This window comes from Deltaproteobacteria bacterium (assembly GCA_003696105.1).
Taxonomy (GTDB): Bacteria; Myxococcota_A; Polyangia; order Haliangiales; family J016; genus J016.
The window spans coordinates 1-22,172 of record RFGE01000334.1; the positions used below are offsets into that span (position 1 = coordinate 1).

Annotated in this window: 19 protein-coding genes and 1 pseudogene; 7 read left to right on the plus strand and 13 right to left on the minus strand. The window is 73.8% G+C overall.

Going from position 1 to position 22,172, the window contains the following annotated elements; all coding sequences use genetic code 11:
• Positions 1–420, plus strand: a 420-nt coding sequence (locus D6689_20740; protein ID RMH37685.1) for a hypothetical protein, incomplete at its 5' end; no start/stop codon positions are given.
• Positions 421–666: 246 nt separating this feature from the next.
• Here the strand turns inward: D6689_20740 and lepB are convergent.
• The 3 genes from lepB to D6689_20755 form a co-directional block, all read right to left on the minus strand.
• Positions 667–1,758, minus strand: coding sequence for a signal peptidase I (lepB, locus tag D6689_20745; GenBank protein RMH37686.1), 1,092 nt, complete (start codon positions 1,756–1,758; stop codon positions 667–669).
• Between the two features lie 17 nt (positions 1,759–1,775).
• Positions 1,776–3,578 (minus strand): elongation factor 4, encoded by a 1,803-nt coding sequence (locus tag D6689_20750; protein ID RMH37687.1) that lies wholly within the window; start codon positions 3,576–3,578, stop codon positions 1,776–1,778.
• 81 nt (positions 3,579–3,659) lie between these two features.
• Positions 3,660–3,851: a ribbon-helix-helix domain-containing protein gene (locus D6689_20755; protein RMH37688.1), complete on the minus strand. Its 192-nt coding sequence runs from the start codon at positions 3,849–3,851 to the stop codon at positions 3,660–3,662.
• 87 nt (positions 3,852–3,938) lie between these two features.
• Between D6689_20755 and D6689_20760 the strand changes: the two genes are divergently transcribed.
• From D6689_20760 to D6689_20775, 4 genes are all read left to right on the plus strand, one after another.
• Positions 3,939–4,712 (plus strand): hypothetical protein, encoded by a 774-nt coding sequence (locus D6689_20760; GenBank protein RMH37689.1) that lies wholly within the window; start codon positions 3,939–3,941, stop codon positions 4,710–4,712.
• Positions 4,713–4,747: 35 nt separating this feature from the next.
• On the plus strand, positions 4,748–6,106 hold the full coding sequence (locus D6689_20765; protein RMH37690.1) for a TolC family protein: 1,359 nt from the start codon (positions 4,748–4,750) through the stop codon (positions 6,104–6,106).
• A gap of 158 nt (positions 6,107–6,264) precedes the next feature.
• Complete coding sequence (locus tag D6689_20770; protein ID RMH37691.1) at positions 6,265–6,894, plus strand: ABC transporter substrate-binding protein; 630 nt, start codon at positions 6,265–6,267, stop codon at positions 6,892–6,894.
• Positions 6,753–7,856, plus strand: a complete 1,104-nt coding sequence (locus D6689_20775) for a DUF3108 domain-containing protein (protein ID RMH37692.1) — start codon at positions 6,753–6,755, stop codon at positions 7,854–7,856. The genes D6689_20770 and D6689_20775 overlap by 142 nt, the downstream gene beginning before the upstream one ends.
• Here the strand turns inward: D6689_20775 and D6689_20780 are convergent.
• Positions 7,789–8,790 carry a hypothetical protein gene (locus tag D6689_20780; GenBank protein RMH37693.1) on the minus strand — a complete coding sequence of 334 codons (1,002 nt, stop codon included), beginning with the start codon at positions 8,788–8,790 and terminating at the stop codon, positions 7,789–7,791. The genes D6689_20775 and D6689_20780 overlap by 68 nt on opposite strands.
• Entirely contained in the window at positions 8,601–8,984 is a 384-nt protein-coding gene (locus D6689_20785) for an RpiB/LacA/LacB family sugar-phosphate isomerase (protein ID RMH37709.1), read from the minus strand. Before D6689_20785 ends, D6689_20780 begins: the two co-directional genes overlap by 190 nt.
• 368 nt (positions 8,985–9,352) lie before the next feature.
• On the opposite strand from D6689_20785, the gene D6689_20790 reads away from it, so the two are divergent.
• Entirely contained in the window at positions 9,353–11,902 is a 2,550-nt protein-coding gene (locus D6689_20790) for a hypothetical protein (protein ID RMH37694.1), read from the plus strand.
• Positions 11,903–11,962: 60 nt separating this feature from the next.
• Here the strand turns inward: D6689_20790 and D6689_20795 are convergent, their stop codons facing one another.
• From D6689_20795 to D6689_20810, 4 genes are read right to left on the minus strand one after another with little or no spacing between them, the layout of a single operon-like run.
• Positions 11,963–12,703: a nucleotidyltransferase gene (locus D6689_20795; protein ID RMH37695.1), complete on the minus strand. Its 741-nt coding sequence runs from the start codon at positions 12,701–12,703 to the stop codon at positions 11,963–11,965.
• Positions 12,700–13,989: a CDP-alcohol phosphatidyltransferase family protein gene (locus D6689_20800; protein RMH37696.1), complete on the minus strand. Its 1,290-nt coding sequence runs from the start codon at positions 13,987–13,989 to the stop codon at positions 12,700–12,702. The genes D6689_20795 and D6689_20800 overlap by 4 nt, the downstream gene beginning before the upstream one ends.
• Positions 13,990–14,031: 42 nt before the next feature.
• A complete protein-coding gene (locus tag D6689_20805; protein ID RMH37697.1) occupies positions 14,032–17,070 on the minus strand; it encodes a hypothetical protein in 3,039 nt (1,012 codons plus the stop codon).
• Positions 16,494–17,351 (minus strand): hypothetical protein, encoded by an 858-nt coding sequence (locus D6689_20810; GenBank protein RMH37698.1) that lies wholly within the window; start codon positions 17,349–17,351, stop codon positions 16,494–16,496. Before D6689_20810 ends, D6689_20805 begins: the two co-directional genes overlap by 577 nt.
• Before the next feature lie 9 nt (positions 17,352–17,360).
• Here D6689_20810 and D6689_20815 point away from each other — a divergent pair, with 9 nt between their 5' ends.
• Positions 17,361–18,761 carry a radical SAM protein gene (locus D6689_20815; protein RMH37699.1) on the plus strand — a complete coding sequence of 467 codons (1,401 nt, stop codon included), beginning with the start codon at positions 17,361–17,363 and terminating at the stop codon, positions 18,759–18,761.
• A gap of 24 nt (positions 18,762–18,785) precedes the next feature.
• Here D6689_20815 and D6689_20820 read toward each other — a convergent pair whose 3' ends face one another.
• The 4 genes and pseudogenes from D6689_20820 to D6689_20835 all read right to left on the minus strand — a co-directional run bounded on the left by D6689_20820 (position 18,786) and on the right by D6689_20835 (position 21,890).
• On the minus strand, positions 18,786–19,151 hold the full coding sequence (locus D6689_20820; protein RMH37700.1) for a cupin domain-containing protein: 366 nt from the start codon (positions 19,149–19,151) through the stop codon (positions 18,786–18,788).
• A gap of 66 nt (positions 19,152–19,217) precedes the next feature.
• A pseudogene (locus tag D6689_20825) lies at positions 19,218–19,292 on the minus strand (flagellar motor protein MotB).
• A gap of 157 nt (positions 19,293–19,449) precedes the next feature.
• Entirely contained in the window at positions 19,450–21,021 is a 1,572-nt protein-coding gene (locus tag D6689_20830; GenBank protein RMH37701.1) for a hypothetical protein, read from the minus strand.
• Complete coding sequence (locus D6689_20835; GenBank protein RMH37710.1) at positions 21,018–21,890, minus strand: D-glycerate dehydrogenase; 873 nt, start codon at positions 21,888–21,890, stop codon at positions 21,018–21,020. Before D6689_20835 ends, D6689_20830 begins: the two co-directional genes overlap by 4 nt.
• Positions 21,891–22,172: the final 282 nt, after the last annotated feature.

The following is a 22,172-nucleotide window of genomic DNA, read 5'->3' on the forward strand; positions in this document are numbered from 1 at the left end:
AAGGCCGAGGCCCCGGCGGCGGCCGAACCTGCGAAGGCCGAGGCCCCGGCGGCGGCCGAACCTGCGAAGGCCGAGGCCCCGGCCGCGAAGGCCGAGCCCGCCGCGGCCGAATCCGCGCCGGCCCCGTCGGCCCCCTCCGTCCCCGGCGCCGCCGCGAAGCCGCCCGGGGCGGACGCTCCGGCGGCGCCCGCCTCCGCGAGCGAACCTCCGGCGGCCGAGCCGCCGGCAACGACGGCGGCGAACGCCTCCGCCGCGGCCGAAAGCGCGCCCGCAGCGGATCCCGGCGACGGCGCCGCCCGCGCGCCGACCCAACCGGGCCCGGCCCCCGCGCCCGACCGCGCGGCGACCGATGCCGGCCCGGCGCCCGCGCCGGCCCGGCGCCCCGCCCCCCGCGATACCGACGCCGGCTGGGACGAGTAGGAGCGGCCGCGGCGCGCGGCGCGCCTCGGGCGACGCCGGCGGAAGCGCGGGGAAGGCTCGACGAAGGCGCAGGGTGGATCCAGAACCCGGCGGAGCGACGCGGCAGGCGTCGGGGACGTGGCGTGGTCCGTGCCGCGTACGACGACCGCCCCTCGCCCGCGACCGCCCGTCGCCCGCCGCCCCGGCGCGCGCGACGGCTCCGCCGACCGCCAGCGGGGCTCCTCGCCGAGCGAGCGCCGGCGGCCGCTACTCCACCGGCATGCCGATGCGGTCCCACAACACGCCGCCCTGGGCCGACGGCTTGGCGGACCACCAGATGAACAGCGCGTTGCCCTTGATGTTGTCGACCGGCACGGGTCCCCACACGCGCGAGTCGCTCGAGTGCGACCGGTTGTCGCCCATCACGAACACGTAGCCCTCCGGCACCACGTAGTGCCGAGTCGGCGCGCAGGCGTCAGCCTCGAGGTCCGGCGCTTGCGGCGACGGTTCGATGCGGCCGACCGGCTCCATGTCCAGCCTCGCGGTGGACGACGGGGAATCGCGGCAGCTCGGCACGTGGCTGCCGGGGAAGTCGCGGTCGCGCAGCACGCTGTTGTAGGCGGCCGCCGGGTTTCGCTCCGCCCGCGCGACGAGCCGCGGCCGCAGCTCGCTGTGAATCGTCGTGTACGTGTGGCCGCCGAGGCTCTCGCGGTAGTGGCTGCACCGCAGCCGGCTCCAGCGCCGCGTCTCCTCGGAGTAGTCCCAATATTCGCACGGACCGTCGACGTACTCGGTCGGGACCTTCTCCCCGTTGACGTACAGGTACCCGCAGCGCACCTCGACCGTGTCGCCCTCGACGGCAACGATCCGCTTGATGAAGTCCTTGTCGGGCTCGCACGGGTTGATGAACACGACGACCTCACCGCGCTTCGGTTTGCGCCAGTCGAACAACCGGGTGGTCGTAAACGGGATGCGCGGCCCGTAGATGAACTTGTTGACGAAGATGTGGTCGCCGATCTCCATCGTCGGAATCATCGATCCCGACGGGATCTTGAACGCCTCGACGACGAACGCGCGCAACAGCAGCGCGATGACCACGGCGATCCCGATCGACTCGCTGTAGTCGCGCAGCGCCGACTTGCGCGCGCCCTTGAAGTGCAGCTCGACGAGGCGATCGAGCGCGTACAGGTCGTCGCGAATGCGGTCGCCGTCGCCGGCCGCCAGCGCGCGGTCGAGTCGCTCGGCCGCCGCGCGCACCTCGTCGCGCACGCCGTCGGGCACGCGGTAGCCGTGCCGGCGCAACGCCTTGCGCGCCTCGGCGAGCAGCTTGCGCGCCTCGCGGCGAACCCGTCGCTCCATGCGCTGGCTCGCCACGATCAATCCACCTTTAGCACCGCGAGGAACGCCTCCTGCGGCAGCTCGACGTTGCCGACCGCCTTCATCCGCCGCTTGCCCTTCTTCTGCTTCTCGAGCAGCTTGCGCTTGCGCGAAATGTCGCCGCCGTAGCACTTGGCGGTCACGTCCTTGCGCAACGCCTTGACCGTCACCCGAGCGATGACCTTGCTGCCGATCGCGGCCTGAATCGCGACGTCGAACATCTGGCGCGGAATCACGTCCTTCATTTTGACGCACAACTCGTGGCCGCGGTTGTACGCGACCGATCGATGGCACACGATCGACAGCGCGTCGACCTTGTCGCCGTTGACCAGCAGGTCGAGCCGGATGAGATCCGCCTTCTGGTAGCCGGCCGGTTCGTAGTCGAGCGACGCATAACCGCGCGACAGGGTCTTGAGCCGGTCGTAGAAGCCGAACACGACCTCCGCCAGCGGCAGCTCGTACACGAGCTGAACGCGCCCGGCCGCGTGGTAGTGCATGTCTTTTTGCACGCCCCGGCGCTCCTGGCACAGGCCGACGATCGGACCGACGTACTCCTGCGGCAGGTGGATCGACGCGCGGATGATCGGCTCTTCGATCGACTCGAACTTGCCGACGTCGGGGATGTGAGCGGGATTGTCCACCTCGCGCACCGTACCGTCCTTGAGCGTGACCCGATAGCGCACCGACGGCGCCGTCGTGATCAGATCGAGTCCGTATTCGCGTTCGAGTCGCTCCTGGATGATCTCCATGTGGAGCAACCCGAGAAAGCCACAGCGGAAGCCGAACCCGAGCGCGGCGGACGTCTCCGGCTCGAACGTGACCGCCGCGTCGTTGAGCGTGAGCTTGCCGAGCGCCTCCTTCAACTGGTCGTAGTCGGCCGCGTCGCTCGGAAACAACCCGGCGAACACCATCGGCTTGACCGTCTTGAACCCGGGCAGCGGCTCGGCGCACGGCGCGGACGCGTCCGTGATCGTATCGCCGACGCGCGCGTGCGCGATGTCCTTGATCGACGCGGCGACCACTCCGACCTCGCCCGTACCGAGCGAGTCGACCTCCTGCGGGTGCGGCGTGTAGACGGCGACGAACGTGCACTCGTACTCCTTGCCGGATGCCCAAAACCGCAGGCGCATGCCGCGCTCGATCTGCCCCGAGACGACCCGGCACAGGACGACGACGCCGCGATACGGATCGTACCAGGAGTCGAACACCAGCGCGCGCAGCGGCCCCGGGTCGGCCGGTGGCGGCGGAATGCGCTGCACGATCGCTTCGAGCACCTCGTCGACGCCCTCGCCGGTCTTGGCCGACACCCGCAGCGCATCCGTCGCGTCGAGTCCGATCGTCTCCTCGATCTCTTCGCACACCTCGTCGGGCCGCGCGACCGGCAGGTCGATCTTGTTGAGTACGGGGACGATCTCGAGGTCGTTGTCGAGCGCGACGTAGACGTTCGCGAGCGTCTGCGCCTCGACTCCCTGAGCGGCGTCCACCACCAGCAGCGCGCCCTCGCACGCGGCCAGCGACCGCGACACCTCATAGTGGAAATCGACGTGGCCGGGCGTGTCGATCAGGTTCAACTGATACGTCCGCCCGTCGCGCGCGGTGTACGCCAGGCGCACCGCCTGGGCCTTGATCGTGATCCCCCGCTCCCGCTCGAGGTCCATGCGGTCGAGCATCTGGTCCGACCGCTCGCGCTCGCTGACGGCCCCGCATCGCTCCATCAACCGGTCGGCGAGCGTCGTCTTGCCGTGGTCGATGTGCGCGATGATCGAGAAGTTGCGGATCAGCTCAGGGGGCGTGTGGGGCATACGCAAACCGGAAACGCGCGCGGAGCGGGTCGCCGCGGCGGTGCCCCGGCCGGGCCGAGGTTGCGCGGCGAGGCCGGGAGGCTACTCGGCCCGATCCTCGAACGCAATGGCCGTCTGCCCCGGCAGTACGTGGGCGTACTTCTCGAGCACCAGGTCGATGCCCTGGCGAATGTACTCGGCCACGGGCACCTTCGTCCGGGCGTGCAGTTCCTTGAGGCGCGCGTTCTGCTCCGGCGTGATGTAGACCGTGGTCGACAGCTTCTTGCGCGACATGGCGGACCGTACCATACGTGGCCATACGTGCACGGTCAACGTCGCGGCGGGTTGCCTCGTGTTCGCGCCGACGTTAGGCTTGCAGCCATGGAAAATCGCGTGGGGTTCGCGCTCGCAGCGGCCGCGGCGGCGTTCGTCGCCGGCGGCTGCGGCGGCGGCAGCAAGAGCGCAAAAACGGGCGGCGACACGCAGCAGATGGGGGCGTCGGAGTCGAGCGAAGTTCGCGTACCGCGCGTCGATCCCTCCCTGTGCGACACCGAAGGGAAGAAAGTCGCCACGTTCGACCTGAACCACGACAACAAGCCGGACGTGTGGAAGCTGTACAAGACCGTCGACGAGGGCGGCACGTCGCTCGATGTCCTCACCTGCAAGCAGGTCGACCTCGACCACGACGGGCGCAAGGACTACGTCATCACGTACGACACCAACGGCAACAAGCTCACCGAGGAGTTCGACTTCGACTTCGACGGCCGGTTCGACGCGCGCCACTACTTCGACGCCAAGACCGGGCGCGTCTACCTGGTCGAGCGCGACAGCGACTACGACCACAAGCCGGACATCTGGGAGAAATACACGAAGGACGGCGTGATCGAATCGGTGCGGCGCGACCGGAACGCCGACGGCAAGCCGGACGTGTGGGAGCAGTACGACGCCGGCTCCCTCACCGCCATCCTGTGGGACGACGACTTCGACGGGCGCGTCGACCGCAAGGACGAGGCGAAGAAGGCCAAGGCGGCGCCGACACCGGCGCCGGCCGACGGTGCCGCGCCCGACGGCGCGCAACCCGGCGGCGACGAACCCGCGCCGGCGCAGGACGGGGCGCCGGCGGGCGACGACGCGGCCACGGCCGGCCAGGGCTGACGCCGCGGGCGCGGCCGTCGTTTACACTCGGCGCGATGCACGTCCGCGCCCTCGCGATCGCCGCCGCCGTCTGCATTGCGGTCGCCGCCGCCCCCGCCGCCGGCGACCCGGTGCGCTACGACCTGCCCCGCGTGTTGGCCGCCGCGCAGCGCGGCCCCGCCCTGCGCGCGGCGGCGGCGGCCGCCGCCGAGGCGCGCGCCGCGCGCGACGAGGCCCGCGGGCGCCGGCTGCCGCGCGTCGAGGTGCAGGCGTTGGCCGCTCCGAGCCCGGAGATCCGCTGCCTCGACGTGGCGTGTACCCAGACCGCGCCCGAGGAGGCCAGCGTCGACTTTCGCGGCGTGTTCGGCCGGGCAGAGATCCAGCTCGTCCAGCCGCTGTTTACGTTCGGCAAGCTCGACGCCGCGGCGCGCGCGGCCGACCACGCCATCGGAGCGGCGCGCGCCGCCGGCGACGCCGCGGCCGGCGACGTCGCCGTCCTCGCGGCGCGGGCGTACTACGGGGTGAAACTGGCGCGCGAGACCCGGTGGATGCTCGAGGAGGGGCGCGAACGGCTCGACGGCGCGCTCGCCAAGGTCAACGACCAGCTCGCCGCCGGCTCGCCGGACGTGACGCTCCAGGATCGGTTTCGCCTCGAGGTGCTCGCCGCGGAGGTCGACACCCGGCTGGCGACCGCGCGCGAGCGGGAAGCGGTCGCGCTCGCGGGCCTGCGGGCGCTGGTGGCCGACCCGCGCGCGGACGTCGACGACGAGCCGCTCGAGGCGCTCGCGTTCGACGCCGGCAACGCCGACGCCGCCGCGACCCGCGCCCGCGCGGCGCAGCCCGAGGTACGGACGGCGGCGGCGACCGCCGCGCTGGCCGAGGACGCCGCGCGCGGCGAGCGCGCCCGCTACTTCCCCGACCTGGTCCTGATCGGCGGCGTCGCGGTCGCCCGGGCGACCTCGGTGGACAACCCGCCGTCGGCGTTCGCCAACGATCCGTACAACACGACGTCGGCCGGCCTCGGGCTCGGCCTGCGCTGGGCGATCGACCCGTTCGCGCAGCCGGCCCGCGTGCGGCGCGCCGAGGCCCGCGCCCGGCGCGCCCGGTGGCTCGCCGAGGTGGCGCGCCAGCGGGCCGACTACGCGGCGCGGGCGGCGTACGAGGCGCTCGCGCGCGCCGGCGAGCGTGTCGACATCGCGCGCGCCGGCGAGCGAAGCGCGCGCGCGTGGCTCGCGTCGGCGCTGCAGTCCGACGCCGTCGGCGCCATCGACGCCAAAGACCTCGCGGACGCCTACCTGGCGTACTTCACGGCCCGCGGCCGCACCCTCGAGGCGCTGCACGCGTGGAACGTGGCCGTGTTCGAGCTGCAGCGGGCCACCGGCGCCCCCGTCGTCGGGGCCCCGGCGGGCAAGTGACCCACGGCGTGCCCGGCCCAGCCGCGGGGCGCCACCCCGGTTTGCGCGGCGCGGGCTCGTCTCCGCCCGCGATCGCGGCTACGGTAGCGGTCGCAGCCGCGCGGTGAATCGCGCCGGCGTCTGCCCCGTCCAATCCGCATCCCATTGGGTGACCGACCATGCCTCGATCCGCCGCTGTCATCGCCCCCATCGCCGTCGTCGCCGCCCTGTGCGCGCGGGCGCCCGCCGCCCGCGCCGGCTCCGCGACCGACGCGGTCCGCTCGGCCAACGACACGATGAGCCGGCTGTTGCGCGCCAAGGTCACCCCCGGTTCCCCCGCCGAGAAAAAGCGCGCCGAGCAGGTCGTCGACCGGCTGCGCAGCTTCCTCGACATCGACGAACTCGGCCGCGCGGCGCTCGCCGATCACTGGGGCAGCCTCACCGATGCGCAAAAAAAGGAGTACCTGCAACTTCTCCGCGCACTGATCGAGGCCAACTACGTCAAGGGGCTGCGCGCGCGGCTCGACTACCGCGTCGTGTACACCGGCGAATCGGCCAAGGGCGACCGCGTCGTCGTGTCCACCGAGGTGCGCACCAAGCGCAAGGGCCGGCCGGTGTCGATCGGGATCGACTACGTGCTGCGCCGCGAGGGCGCCGGCGAGTCGTCGTGGCGCGCCGTCGACGTCGTCACCGACGGAGTCGGGCTGGTCGAAAACTATCGCGCGCAGTTCAACCGAATCATCCAAAAGGAGGGGTTCGACGGCCTGCTGGCGCGCATGCGCAAGAAGCTGGCCGCCGAGCGCAAGTAGCCCCGGGCCGCAGCCTGGCGTCGCCGCGGGCCCGTGCTACCTTCGCGCCGGTGCCCCGCGCGATCCCCACGTTGGCCGCGGCGCTGATCGCGGGCGCATGCGGCCACCGCCCCGCTCCGAATCCCGAGGCTCCGATTGGCGGCGGCCCGGCGCCGTCCGCACCGCTCGCCGACGCGTGGTACCTGCCGGGCGAGCAGCTCGCGTGGGATCTCCAGTGGGGCCGCGTCCGCGGCGGCACCGCGCGGCTCGCGGCGGGCGCCCCGGGCCACTTGGCCGGCGCGCCCGCCCTGTTCGTGCACAGCGCCGCCGAGTCCGGCGACGTCGTCTCGATCGTGCGGCGCGTTCGCGACGAACTGACGACCGCGGTCGACCTGCGCTCCGGCGCGCCGCTGCGCAACGAGGAGATCCTCGAGATCGGCCGGAAGCGGCGGCGCGTCCGCGCCGACTTCTCCGCCGGCGAGTTCCGCGGGGCCGACCGGGTGGCCGGCGACGGCGAACACACCTGGCGCCAGCGGGCCGTCGCCGGCGGCGGGTTCGACGACCTGCACACCGCCCTCGCGCGGCTGCGCGCGTGGGAGCCGCCGGAGACGGCGCGCGGCGCGCTGGTCGTCCAATCGGGACGCAACGTCTACCGCGTGGAGGTCGTCGCGGCCGGCGGCGAACGCATCGACACGCCGGCCGGCGCGTTCGATTGCCGGCGCATCGACGGCACGGCGACCCTCGCCGCCGATGCCGGGCGGCCGCCGGCGCGCGCCGTCCGCCGCACGTTCCACGTGTGGATTTCTGCCGATCGCCGGCGACTGCCGGTGCAGATCGCGGCCGACACGTCCTTTGGCCAGGTGCGAGCGGCGCTCACCGGCTACCGCCAGCCCGACGCCGGCGCGGCGATCCGCGTCACGTCGGCGTCGCCACGAGCGCCGATCGCACCGTCTCGCGAAACGCGCGGCGCTCCTCGGCCGTGAGCGCGATCCACGCGCCGAGGCTGTAGCCGGCCATCCAGAAAAACAGGATGTCGAACACGAACCGCGGCGCGACGACGACCGCGCCGAAGGTCGTGACGAAGAAGCCCGCGATCGCGACGCGCGCAGCCGTCCGGTGCCGGCGCGCGATGTGGTGGTTCGGGAACGGCAGGTACGTCAGGGTGGACCAGCACAGGATCGGGATCAGCGCGACGCCGAGCCACAGGCCCCCGGGCGCGTAGGGGGCCAGCGACGCGTTGACGTAGGCGATCGACAAAAACCCCAGCACGCTGCGCGGCAGGCCGGCCCAGATCCCGGCGAACTTGACCGGCCGGACGATGTTGCGCGCGTGGCGCACCGACGCCGCGACGACGATCGACGCCGCCAGTGCGCCGGCCAGCACGTGGCCCCACACGCCCGGCAACAACGCGGCGTCCCGGTACACCGTGTAGACGACCGTCGCCGGTGCGATGATGTGGGCGTTGTGGTCGGCGATCGTGTCGTACTCCGCGCCGAACGCATTGGCGCTGCCGAGCTTGCGGGCGACCCAGCCGTCGAGCGTGTCGCCCAACAGATAGCCGAACAGGATCGCGAGGCCTGCCTCGTACGGCCGCCCGTCGATGCACAGGGCCATCGCGGCGACCCCGCCGAGGATGTTGATCGTCGTAAAGACGTCCTTGACGCCGAACATGCGCGGCGCAGCGCGCCGCCGCGCCGGGGCCGGCGCACCGTGAGCCACGCGCTCGGTCACGCGGTCTTCGGCAGGACGTCGTCGACGGCCGGCACGCGCACGTCCGACAGCGGCGCCGGCCGCGCCTCGAGTTCGAAGTCGCACAGGTGCTCGAGCTGCTCGATCTTGCGGCCCTCGAACGGCGTTCGCATGAACGCATCGATGATCTGCGCGTTGACCGCGAGCCCGGCGCTCGCCGCGAGGCATAGCACGTTGGCGTTGTTGATGATGCGCGCCATCTCCGCATCCTCGGCCGACACGCAGCGCGCGGCGTAGATGCCGCGGAACTTGTTGGCCGCGATGGACATGCCCATCCCGGTGCCGCAGCACAGCACGCCGACGGCGTCGGCAGCCCCCTGCACGCGCTCGCACACCGCCCGCGCCGACGTGAGGTAGTGCAGCGCCCGCTCGTCGACGGCCTCCTCCACCGGCCCGAACCGCGACAGCAAGTCGACGTACTCGCGCCGCTCGTCGAGCAGATAGCGGTCGTACCCGAACACGATGCGCTTGCCCCGGTGCGCTCCCAACTGGCGGATCACGTCCCTCGCTTGTACCAAAGTGCCCCGCGGGGAAGCAACTCGTGTTCCACGGTGAGCCCCGTGCGGTTACGCGAAGTTGCACCCGGACCGTTCAAAATCCACCGGCCCCGGGCGTCGAACCTTCACCGCCCGGCCGCCGCGCGATCGTCCCGCGACAGCGCGCGCGACAGCGCGTCGCACAGGCCGTCGACGTGCGCGTCGTCCAGATGGCCGATCGTGCTGACCTGAAAGTGGCTGTCGTCGCCGGGGATACCGTAGAGCACGAAGTAACCGGCCTCGAGCAGCCGCCGCGACAGCTCGGGATAGCCGAGGCCCGCCGGCAGCCGGAAGTTCAAAACGACCCCCGACCGATAGCGCGGATCGAGCATCGCCGGCGCGCCGAGCCGTTCGAGGTGCGCGCGAATGCGGTCGAGCTGGCGCTGAATCCGGGCCATGTGCGCGTCGATGCCCACCTGTTCGAGGTGCGCGCACGCGGCGTGCAGCGCGGCGTGCAGCGCGACCGGTTGCGCGAACCGCGGCTGGCCGTCGGCGCGCTGGCGGTCCAACTCCGCGATCAGATCGAGGTAGTAGCCGCGCGCCGGCGGCGCCGCGCGCAGCGCATCGGCCGCGTCGCGGTGGACGAACGCGATGCCGATCCCGGGTGCGGCCATGAGCGCCTTGGCCGACGATGCGATCGCGATCGCCGCGCCGGCCGCCTCGAGGTCGATCGGGTACGCATAGGCGCTCGAGATGACGTCGACCCCCACGGCGAGCCCGCGCTCGCGGCACACCTGGCCGATGTCGCGCATCGGGTTGACCATGCCGACGCGCGTCTCGTGGCTGACGTAAAACAGCCAGCGCACGCCGCCGGCGGCGTCGAGGCGCGCGGCGAGCGCGCCGGCGTCGATCGGGCGGTCGTCGGGCAGGTCGATGATCGCGCAGTCGAGGCCGTTGGCGCGCGCTTGCGCCGCCGCTCGCGCGCCGAAAAACCCGTTGGTCGCGACCGCGCCGCGGCCGAGCCGCGCGAGCGCCAGCAGCGCGGCCTCGTTGGTCCCGGTGCCGGTCGCCGTGACGAGGGCGACGTCGTACGGCGCGCCGTCGCGCAGGCCGACGAGCGCCTTGAGCCGCGCGACGGTCTCGGCGAACATCGCGCAAAACGCATCCTGCCGGTGGTAATTGCACGGCGGATTGGCGAGATTGTGCGCCACCGAGGGCGGCATGCGCACCGGACCGGGAGTGAACAGGATCGGCTCGTTGCTGGACACGACGTGGCCTCTTCGGGAGGCCGGGTCATATCACGGGGCCGGTCCCGGCGCACGGGGGAACCGCGGGTGAGCGACCCGCCTCGCATTCGCGCGGACGTCAACCGCGGCCTCGCGTGGATCGGCCTCGCCGCCGGCTGGGTGTCGGCGCTCGACATCCTGGCCAACGTGATCATCCTCGCGCTGTGGGTGTCGCCGCGGGAGTACGGCGTGGCCGCGCTGGCGATCACGCTGTACCCGGTGCTCGACCTCGCCGCCGACCTGGGCCTCGCGTCGGCGGTGATCCAGCGCGACGACCACACCGACGACAAGATCGCGACGGTGTTCTGGCTCAACCTCGCGATGTCGGTCGCCCTGTTCGCGGCGCTCGGCCTCGCGGGGGCGCCCGCGCTCGCGGCGCTGCACGGCGAGCCGATGGTCGCGTCGCTGCTCACCGCCTACGGCGTCAAGCTCGTGTGGCAAAACACCTACCAGATCCCGAAGGCGCTGATGCGCCGGCAACTGCGGTTCAAGGAGGTCGCCGGCGTCCGCGCGATCGCCAACGTGCTCGAGTTCGCGGCCAAGGTCGGGTTTGCCGCGGCCGGCGCCGGGATCTGGTGCTTCGTCGCCGGGCCGCTGGCGCGCGAGGTCGGCTGGGCGGTGGGCATCCAGTGGTGCGAGCCGTGGCGGCCGCGGCTCGCCCTGCGCCTGCGCGCCGCGGCCGGGTGGGCCTGGTTCGGCGTGCGCGCGTCGGCCAGCCAGATCCTGTTTCACATCTACACGAACCTCGACTACCAGGTCGTCGGCTACTGGTTCGGCCCGATCGCGACCGGCTACTACCGGCTCGCGTACGACGTCGTGCTCGAGCCGTGCCGCATCCTGGCGCACATCGTCAATCAGGTCGCGTTTCCGGCCTACGCGCGGCTGCGCCGCGACCGGCCCGCGCTCGTCGCCCAGTTCCTGTCGCTCACGCGGCTCAACCTCGTGGTCGTGCTCGGCTTCCTCGCCGCCGTGGTCGTGGCGGCCGACGATCTGATCGGCGCGCTGTGGGGTGCGCGGTGGCTTCCGGCCGTCCCCGGTGTCCGCGTGCTCGCGATCGTCGGCGCGCTGCGCGCGATCAGCTTCGTGATCCCGCCGCTGCTCGAGGGCATGGGCTATCCGGGGCGCAGCCTGCTGTACAACGCGATCGCGTCGGTCGTACTGCCCGCGGCGTTCGCGGCCGGTGCCGCGTGGTTCGGCGACGACCTCGGCTACCTGTCCGTGGCGTGGGCGTGGGTCGCCGGCTACCCGGTCGCGTTCGCGGTGCTCGCGGCGATGGCGCTCGCGGCGCTCGACCTGTCGGCTGCCGTCTACGCGCGCAAGATCGCGGGCGTGTTCGCGTGCGCCGCGGCCGCCATGGGCGCGGCGGCGGCGGCGCGCTGGCTGGCCGGGCCGCTGCCGCCCGCGGCGCGGCTGGCGGCGACGGTCGTCGCGCTGCTGGTCGCCTACGCCGGCGCCCTCGCCGCCTGGCAGGGGATCACGCCGAAATCGGTGGCCGCGGCGCTGCGCGACGCACCGTGAGCTGGAGCGCGCCGGCCGCGGCGCCGCACGCCGCCGATCCCCGCGTGCGGCGAACGCCGGCTACGCGGTCCCGCGCGCGCGCAGGATCCGCTCGGCCCGCGCGAGCGCGTCCGGCGTGTCGACGTCCTGCCAGAACGCGTCGCCGACGTCGACCACGCGGGCGCGGCCGCGCGCCGCGAGCCGGCGCACGCCGTCGGACAGCGAACAGTCGCCGCGCGCGTCGAGCTCCTCGCGCAAACAGGCGAGCAGCGCGTCGCCCACCGCGAACACGCCGCAGTCGATGGCGTCGTAGTCGGCCAGCTGCTTGCCGATGTCGACGATGGCGTCGCCGTCGGTGCGGACCTTGGTCGCGTCGTCGATGTCGTACACGTCGTCCACCCGGCGATCGACGCACAGCCACAGGTCCGCGCGCGCCATGTCGGCCGCCGCGGCGAGCCGGGCCACCGACGCGTCGTAGACGTGGTCGGCCATCGACAACACGAACGGCCCGTCGACCGCGCCGCCGGCGCACAGCACCGACACGCCGTTGGCGAGCTGGTAGTCGGGGTTGTCGATCCAACGAACCGTCACGTCGAGCCCCGCGACCACCGGACTGGCCGCCACCGCCGCGACCAGCGCGTCGCCCATGAAGCCGCGCACCACGTAGACGCGGTCGATCCCGGCGGCCGCCAACGTCCCGATCGTGCGCACGAGCAGCGGCTGGCCGGCGACCTCGTGCAGCGGTTTCGGCAGCGCGTCGGCGTCGTCGCCGCGAATCCGGCTGCCGAACCCGGCCGCCAGCACGACCGCCTGCCGGATCACGCGGCCCTCCGGCCGCCCGCCACCTCGGGTCGGGCCCGCACCAGCTGCACGCAAAACGCGACCAGGAACGACACGGCGCCGGCGGCCGAGATCGCCAGCACGGCGTCGAGCCGCCCCGCCGCGGCGAGCGCGCAAAACAGCGTCACCGCGAAGTCGCGCTTGAGCAGCTTGGGGACGGCCGCCTTGACCCGCGGCCAAAACCCGCGCGGGCGCGCGGACAGGAACTCGGCGCTCTGAAACGCCCACGGGATCGCCGCCAGATCGCCCGACCGGTACACCGTCGCGATCAGGTAGTACTGCGACAGCTGGGTGATCGCGAACGCCGCGACCGCGACGCTCCACACGGGCATCGCCCAACCGACGCCGGCCGCCTGCAAGTTCAACATGGTGCCGGTCCAATAACACACGTTGGCCGCGTCGTCCGTGACCGTGTCCATCCACTGGCCGACGCGCGAGAACCGGCAGGTGACGCGGGCAAGCTCGCCGTCGACGCCGTCGAGAATGGAGCCGAGTTCGACCCACAACATGCCGGCGACCCCCGCCCAGTAGCCCCCGCGCGCCAGCGTGATCCCTCCCATCAGGGCCGCCGCGAACGCCAGCAACGTGATGTGGTTCGGCCGCACCGGCGTGCGGGCGAGCATCCACGTGATCGGGAGCGACAGGTGGCGGTTGATCGCGCGCGCGGCAAACCCGTCGGCGGCCTTGCGCAGCGACCGGATGAGCTGCCACTCGGCCCGGCGCAGCGACCGGCGGTCGACGACCGGCGCGCAGAAACCCAGGTACGGCGGCTCCGCGTCGACGACGCGCCCCTGCGCCCGCAGCGCCGCGACCGCGCGGCGCAGGCCGTCGGGCCGCGCAGCGGCCGCCGCCAGGTCGCGCGCGACCTGGCGCGACGCGGCGAACGCGCCGTCGAAGTCGTCGCCGGCGATCGCGCGCAGCGGCGCCGCCGGCGCGGCCGCGAGCACCTGGAACGTGTCGCGGTGGACGACGCGGTCGGCGCGCGCGACGAACACGTCCCCGGCGCCGCCGGACAGCGCCTCCGGGTCGCGCACGAGCGACAGCGCGCAGCCGGCCAGTCGCGGATCGGCGGCGAGCGGCGCGAGGTCGGGCGGCGGCGCGTCGCCGTACCACACCACGATCGCGCGGGCGCAGCCGGCGCGCGCCAGCTCGCACGCGTGGCGCAGCACCAGCGGCAGCCCCGCGCAGCGCGCCAGCGGCGACACGCCGGGCGGGCGCCCGTCGACCGCGCCGGCCAGGATCCAGCCTTCGGTGGGAGTGTCGGTCATGTCGCAGCCGTCCGGCCCGTGTATCGCCCGGCGCCGGCGAGATCAACCCCCGCCGTCGCGCGGCCGCGTGCGCAACAGCAGCGCGGGCGCCAGCGCGAGCGCCGCGGCCACGCACGCGAACTCGCCCAGGATCGCGGCGAGGCCGAACGAGCGGATGCCGCCGGACGCGGACACCAACAGCGACCCGTAGCCGACGATGGTCGTAAACGAGCACAGCAGGACCGCGCCGCCGGTGGTCGCCAGCGCGCGCCGCGGGTCGTTGCCGGTCTGCTGGCGGAACCGCGCGACGATGTTGACCGAGTAGTCGACGCCGAGGCCGATGGTGAGCGGCAGCGCGATGAAGTCGATGACGTTGACCTCGAGCCCGACGGCGGACACCAGCGCGATCATGCCGAGCACGCCGATCGCGGCGCACGCGACGGTGACGGCGCCGTAGCGGCCGAAGCCGACGACGACGCCGACCACGAGGATCGCGCCGAGGAGCGCCACGACCGTCGCTCGCGGGCCGTCGCGGTACATCGCCGCGACCATGTCGGCAAAGATGAACGACTGGCCGCCGACGACCGCGCCCGCCGGCAGCGGCAGTTGGCGAAACCGGCGCGCAAACTCCATGCGGTGGCGCACGTTCCACGTCTTGAACCGCAGGCTCGCCGTCGCGAGGATCAGGCGGCCGCGCGTGCCGTCCCGCTCGATGAACGGCCACGCCAGCTCCTCGGGCACGTCCTCGTCGCCGAGCGGGCGCAGATCCGCCGGCGGGCGCAGCCGGTCGACGAGTTCGCGATCGTCGGGATCGAGCGCGGCGACGGCGTCGTCGGTGAGCAGGGCGCGGATGTCGGCGAGCACGGCGAGCTTGTCCTGCTGGCGATCCGGCAGCAGGTCGTCGAGCGACCGCACGTCGTGCAGCAGCTTCTGGTCGTCCGGCACGCCCTCGTCGGCCGCGCGCATCACCGCCACCGCCACCGGCACGTCCTCGCGGCGCTCGAGCCCGACGACGAACCGCTGGGTGAGACCGCGCTGAAATTTGGTGGTGAACCGCTCGTCGATCTTGCGGCTCCACGCGAGCGACTCGGCCGTCTCGGTGCCGCGCGGCCGCAGGTTGCTCCAGTCCTCCTGCAGCGGGTCGGACAGCACGTAGTGCGCGGTCGCCGCCGCCGCCACGACCGCGACGGCGACGCCGATGCGCGCGACGCGGTCGAGATCGCGCGGCAGCACGCGGGCGAGCACGTCGCCGACGGCCGGCGCGCGCGACGCCCGCACGCGACCGGCGCGCCACAGCACGGCCAGCCCCGCCGGCAGCACCGCGAACGTGGCCAGCCAGCAGGCGACCATGCCGACGAAGCCGATCACGCCAAAGTGGCGGAAGCCGCGGAAGTCGGTGATGACGAGCGAGCCGTAGGCGACCGCGGCCGCCAGCGACGCCGCGAGGGTGCCGTGCGCGGCGCCGGCGATGGACCGGCCGAGCGCCGCGACCCCGCGGGCGCCGGCGCGCAGCTCCTCGAAGTAGCGCGCCAGCAGGATCAGCCCGGGGTTGATGCCGTTGCCGACCACGATCGCCGCCAAAAACGCGGTCACGAGGTTGAGGTGGCCGATCGCCAGCCGCGCGAACCCGAACGTCGCCAGCGTGCCGATCGCGAGCGCCCACAGCGACGTCGCCACGGGCAGCACCGACCGGTAGTACAGCACCAGCGCGATCGCGCAGAGGACGGCGGTGATCACCGCGGCCTGGGTCATGCCGCGGACGATCGCGCGCTGCTCGTCGAGGTTCTTGACGATGTTGCCGGTGACGCCGGCGTCGACCCCCGGCATCTCCGCGCGCACCTGGTCGACCAGCGCCGACAGCCGCGCGACCAGCCGCGCGCCCGGGCCGAGGTCGGACGACGCGAACGCCGTGCGCACGATCAAAAGCTGCAGCGCGCCGTCGTCGGACACGAACCCGGCCGGGGCGTTCGCCTTGGCCTCGGCCTCGTCGAGCCGCCGCCGCAGGTCCGCGACGCGGTCGTCGAGGTCGCGGTCGGCGGCGGCGTCGTCCTCGTCCTCGAGCGAGATGTAAAGCGGGTTGGCGGCGAGCTTCGCGCGCCGGATCGCGTCGCGGAGGGCGTCGCGCGCCTCGACGAGGTCTTCGAGCGGCGCGAACAAAAACCGGTGCTGCCAGAAGTAGCGGCGGACCGGCCCGTCGTCGTACACGACCGCCTCGACTCCGAGGTCGGCGAGCGCCTCGATATGCTGCTGCAACCACCGCGTCGCCCGCTCGCGCACCGCCGGATCGGCCGCCTCGACCACGACGAACACCGACCCGAACGCGCGCGCGCGGCGCTTGAGCACCTCGAGGTCGCGCACCGACTTGGCGCTCGGCGGCAGCAGGTTGGACAGGTCGGGCCGCAGCGGCAACTGCGCGGCCAGCGCCCCGCCGGCGATCGCGACCGCGAGGCCCGCGGCCAGCACCCACCCGCGGCGCCGGTCCACCCACGCCGCGTAGCGCGCGGCGAGCCGGTCGACCCGCCCGCTCACCGGTCGACCACCGCCGCGGCGGCGCGCGCCGGCCGCGCGAGCAGCACGGCGACGCGCAGCCAGTGGACCGCCGCCGTCACCGCGGTCCCGACCGCGATGATCCAGAAGCCGACTCGCGGCGCGCCGAGCGCCAGCGCGGCGGCGAAGTAGGCGAAGTTGGTGTTGCGACGCGCGCCGACGAACCGCACCGCCGCGTCGATGCGCGACGCCTCGTCGATCATCATGCCGCGCCGCACGCGGAAGAACGTGTACGCGGCGTTGTCGGCCGCGTAGGCGGCCAGCCACAACAGGGCGCCCCACCCGATCGCGGCGTCGGCCAGTCCGCCGGACAGGTGCCACGCGAGCGCGCCGACCCACGCGATCTCCGACAGCGCGTCGAACACGTGCTCGAGTTCGCCGACCTTGCTGGTCTTGAGCTGGACCCGCGCCTGGCGGCCGTCGAGCCCGTCGAGGATCGAGTTGGCGAGCGCGGCCGCGAGGCCGAGCCACAGCCTGCCAGTTGCAAATGCAACTGCCGCCGCGACCGCGGCCACGTTCGACGCGAACGTGATCTGATTGGGCGTCACCCGCCACTCGGTCACGTGGTAGCTCAGCCACGTCTCGACCGGCCGGTTGACCAGCAGCACCCACCACTCCATGTGGCCCTTGCCGCCGGCGGCGGCCAGCAGCCGGCGCGCGCGCCGAACGTCGGTAGAGGTGCGGACCCGCAGCCAGTAGGGGCGCAGCTCGCGGCGCAGCGCGCGCGAGTAGCGCGGCAGGTCGTCGATGTCGACGCGCGCGTCGTCCGGCGCGACGGCGGCGGCGACGTCCGGCAGCGCGGCCGGGTCCAGGCGCGCCGCCGGCACGCGCGCCACGCCGACGGGTTGTCCGCGGTCGACCAACTGCGTCGGCCGGCGCCACGACGCCGCCTCGACCAACAACCGCGGGTCCAGCAGGACCGACGCATCGACCAGCACGACCTCGCCGGCATCGGCGACTGCGGCGGCCAGCGCCGGCTCGCCGGGCACCCACACGCCGAGCCCGGGCCGGTGGGCGAGCGCCGCCGCGACCCGGTCGCGCACCGCGGGCGCCGCGACGACGCCCGCCACCCGGAAGCCGGCGCGCACCAGCGCCTCGACCGCGCGGTCGACCGCCGCGCGTCCGCCGTAGCGCAGGACGGCGGCGGCATCGGACGCGACAACGAGCGCCGGAGCATCTGCGGTCATGGCGGCGCAGTGTACCCGGACCGCGAGCCGCGTGCGCAACGTCGACGGCCGGTGCCGCAGGTTGCCGTCGCCCCGCGGCGCGTGACGCGCCGCACGCGGCGCTTTACCGGTTTGCGACCGCGTGCTACACGCAGACGAACCGTGCTCGACCGAGCCCTATACGCGCCGTTTCTCGCGCAGATCGTCGTCACCCGCTACTGCAACCTGGACTGCGGCTACTGCTCCGAGTACGACAAGGTGTCCCAGCCGATCCCGGTGGCCGAACTCAAGCGGCGGATCGACAAGCTGCGCGAGCTGGGCACGTTCGCGATCGAGTTCACCGGCGGCGAGCCGATGACGCACCCGGACATCTACGAGCTGATCCGCTACGCGCGGCGCGACAAGCGGTTCTTCCGCACCCAGATGATCAGCAACGCCTACCTGCTGAGCGCCGACCGGGTGCGCGCGCTCAACGACGCCGGGCTGCAGGAGATGCAGATCAGCATCGACGGCGTCGAGCCCAACGACGTCACGATCAAGGTGCTCAAGCCGCTGCGCAACAAGCTCGAGGCCGTCGCGCGGGAAGCCAAGTTTCGCGTCGTGCTCAACTCGGTCGTCGGCAGCGCGCCGCCGGACGAGGTCCTCGCGGTGATCGACCTCGCGCGCGAGCTCGGCTTCGTGCCGCGCGTGAGCTTCATCCACGACGACGACGGCCAGCTGTGCCTCGAGGGCGGCTGGGAGCTGATCGCCGAGATCAAGCGCCGGCTCGGGCGCCGGTTCTTCAACGGCGGCGACTACCGCCAACGCCTGCTGGACCGCGGCACCGCGCCGTTCAAGTGCCGCGCCGGCAGCCGCTACCTGTACGTCGACGAGTTCGGCACCGTCAGGTGGTGCTCGCAGACGCGCGACGGCTGGGGCGTTCCGCTCGCCGACTACACCCGCGAGCACCTGCGCGAACAGTTTCACACGCCCAAGGACTGCAACGCGCAGTGCACCCTCGGCTGCGTGCGCCACTGCAGCCGCTACGACCAGTGGCGACCGCAGGCGCGCGCGCGCGCCGCAGCGGCGCCGGCGCGCTGACCGCCCGACGCGCGCGGGCGGCGCTCACGGCTCGCGGGTGCCCGCGCGACCGTAGCGGTCCTCGAGCCGGACGACGTCGTCGAGTTCGGGCGTCGACACCTCGACCACGTCGCTGTCCTCGAGCGCGACCATGCGGTGGCGCAACCCGGGCGGAATGCGAAACGGGCGCCGCGGCCCGAGGTCGACCGTTTGCGGCGCGTCGCCGTCGGCGAAGTACTCGAAGCGCAGGCGGCCGGACAGCACCATGATCGTCTCGTCCTTGCGCTCGTGATACTGCAGCGACAGCGCCTCGCCGGCCCGGATGTGAAGAATCTTGCCGACGTAGCGGTCCGTGTGCGCCCAGATGAGTTCGTGCCCCCACGGCTTGGCCACGGTCGTCGCGTCGCTCATCCCGTCAGCCTACACCAGGCCGCTGGCGGCCATCAGTAGGGATGGTGGTGACCGTTGGGACCGGCCAGGTGCGGGTGCGGGTGCGGGTGGTGGTGGTGGCCGCCGGGCGGGTGCGGATGCGGATGGGGGTGCTCGTGCCGGGCGTGCGCCTTGACTTTGCCACCGCGCTTGCGCGCGGACCGGCGCGCCTTGGCCCGCTTGGACGCGGTCACCCGCGGCTTGGCCGGCCCCGGCGGCTCGGTGCCGCCACACCCGCCGGCGCCGAGCGCGACGGCGATCGCGAGAGCGAGCCAGCGCATCACGACTTGCCCTCTCGCATCTTGCGCTTGAGCGCTTCGAGTTCGTCCTCCACCGATCGCCTGCGCTGGCGCTTCATCTGCGCCAGCAGGTCCTCGACCGACGGGCCGGCCGCACGCGGCGGGTGTGGCCCGGCCGCCGCGCTCGCGGTGTGTGCCGCGCGTACGGCGGCCTCCTCGAGCGCCCGCGCCTCGCGCTCGAGCCGTTCGAGATCCCGCAGCGCCTCGTGCATCTGGGCGCGCTCCGCGTCGGCGCGCTTGGCGGCCGCGCGCGCCTCGGACACCTGGCCGCGCGCCTCCGCGCGCCGGTGCTTGTCGGCCCACTGCTCGGCCCGCTCGCGCGCCTCCCACACCCGCCGCCGGGCGCGGTCGATCCGCGTGTCCAGTTCGGCACGCCTGCGCGCGATGTCGCCGAGATCCGCGCCGGCCGGCTCGTCCGCCGTCGCCAGATCGCCGGTGAGGTCCTCCAGGCCGCCCGCGGCCGCGGTCTCGCGCGCCGCGGCCGCCTCGCGAGCGGCGGCGGCAAACCCGGCCGCGGCCGCCGCCTCGCGGGCCGCTCGCGCTGCGGCCTCGGCGGCCTCGCGCGATTCGTCGAGCACCGCCTCGCGCTCGTACGCGAGCACGCGCGCGACGTCGGCCGCGATCGCGGCGCCGCTGCGCCCCTCGTATGCGCGAATGTTGCCGGTGGAACGGACGGCGCGCTCGATCGCCGACGCCAACAGCAGCGGCGTCGTCGCGGTCGCTCCCAGCCCGCGCTCCTCGACCGCGTCGGCGAGCCGCACCTGGTCGTCCCCTTCGGGCGACAGCGACACGAACCGCGCGCCGACCAGCAGGGCGTGAGCGAGCGAGCGCAGCGACGGCCGGGCGATCACGACGTCGGCGGCGCGCCACAGCAGCGGTGCGTCGTCGGTGATGCCGAACAGCTTCGCGCGCATCCCCAGCGTCGGCACGTGGCGACGCAGCGCGCTGGCCGCGTCGGTGTCGGAGCCGGCATCGAACAGGGTCGTCACGTCGCGGCCGAGCAGCGCGAGCTGCAGCGCGATCTGATGCGTCGCGTCGTAGCCGAACCCGCCGACCTCGGCGACCAGCACCCGCGGCGTCGCGAGCTTGAACCGCTTGCGCACGTCGGCGCGGGGCGCGCCGCTGGCCTCGGCGAACCGCCGGGAGCCGATCGGCCCGATCGCGAGCGCGCGGGCGCCGTCGATACCGAGATCCGCGAGGGCGACCGCCGCGCTGTCGTCCATCGTCAGATAGCGGTCGCACGCCGTGTCGCCCCACGCCTCGCGCGGAGCCAGCTCCGGCATCACACCGACGACCGGCGCGAACGCCCGGCCCTGATCGCGCGCGTCGCACAGCGCGCGCGCGGACGCCGGATCGAACGCGAACGCGACCTCCGGCGGGTCCGCCAGCAGCGCCCGCAGGATGCGGCGGCGAGCGACGCGCGTCCCCGCGCGCCCGACGTCGACCAGCGACAGCTCGATGCCGGCGGCGTCCATCGCGCGGCACACCGGTTCGACCGCCTCGGGCGGCGCCGCATCGCTCGCCGCGACCAGCACGCGGATCGGCGCCGTCACCGCAGCGCCTCCGGGTTGAGCAGGTGCGCCGGCCGCCGCCCGGACAGCACGTCGCGGACGGCGCCGGCGCACAGCCGCGCCATCTCGGCGCGCGCCGCGGTGGTCGCCGAGCCGGCGTGCGGCGCCAACACCACCTTCGGCGACGCGACCAGCCCGGGGTGGACGTCCGGCTCGCGCTCGAACACGTCGAGCGCCGCGCCGGCGATGTCGCCGGCTTCGAGCGCGTCGACGAGCGCCGCCTCGTCGACGCACGCGCCCCGCGCCGTGTTGACCAACAGCGCGGTCGACTTCATCGCGGCGAGCGCGCGGCGGTCGATGAGGTGGCGGGTCGCGTCGGTGAGCGGACAGTGCAGCGATACGACGTCGGCCTCCGCCAGCAGCTCGTCGAGCGACACGCGGCGCGCGGCGAGCGCGGCCGCGTCCGCGCCGGCGGGCCGCGGCGACGCGTACAGGATCGCCATGTCGAACCCGCGGGCGCGCCGCGCCACCGCGCGGCCGATGCGGCCGAAGCCGACGATCCCGAGCGTCCGCCCGGCGATCGGTGCGCCGAGCAGTTGCCCCGGCTCCCAGCCGGCCCACGTGCCGGACCGGACCAGCGCGTCCCCCTCGACCACGCGGCGCGCCACCGCCAGGAGCAGAGCCCAGGTGAAGTCGGCCGTAGCGTCGGTGAGCACGTCCGGCGTATGGGTGACGGCCACGCCGCGCGCCGTAGCGGCCGCGACGTCCACGTTGTCGTAGCCGACGGCGCAGTTCGCGACCACGCGCAGGCGCGGCGCGGCAGCCAGCAGCTCCTCGTCGACCCGGTCGACCAGCAGCGAAATCAGCGCGTCGGCGTCGCGCACGGCCGCGAGCAACTCGGCGCGGGACATCCGGCCGGCGGCCGGAGCGCGCACCTCCGCGACGCCGCGGAGCGCCGCGGCGACGTCGAACGGCAGGGCGGCCGAGCACACTGCGACGGGCACGCCCCCACCCTACCAGGTCCGGCGCCGGCCGTGCAGCGCCCGGTGGGGCTCGAACGCGGAAGCGCAGGCGCCCGCGCGCGGAGCGCGGCCCCGCCGCCGTCCGGCCCGCCGGGCACCTGGCCGGCCAGACGATTGACAAGCTCGCGCCGTGCGACTAGCGTGCCGCGCCGCAGGTAGGATTTCGGGGTC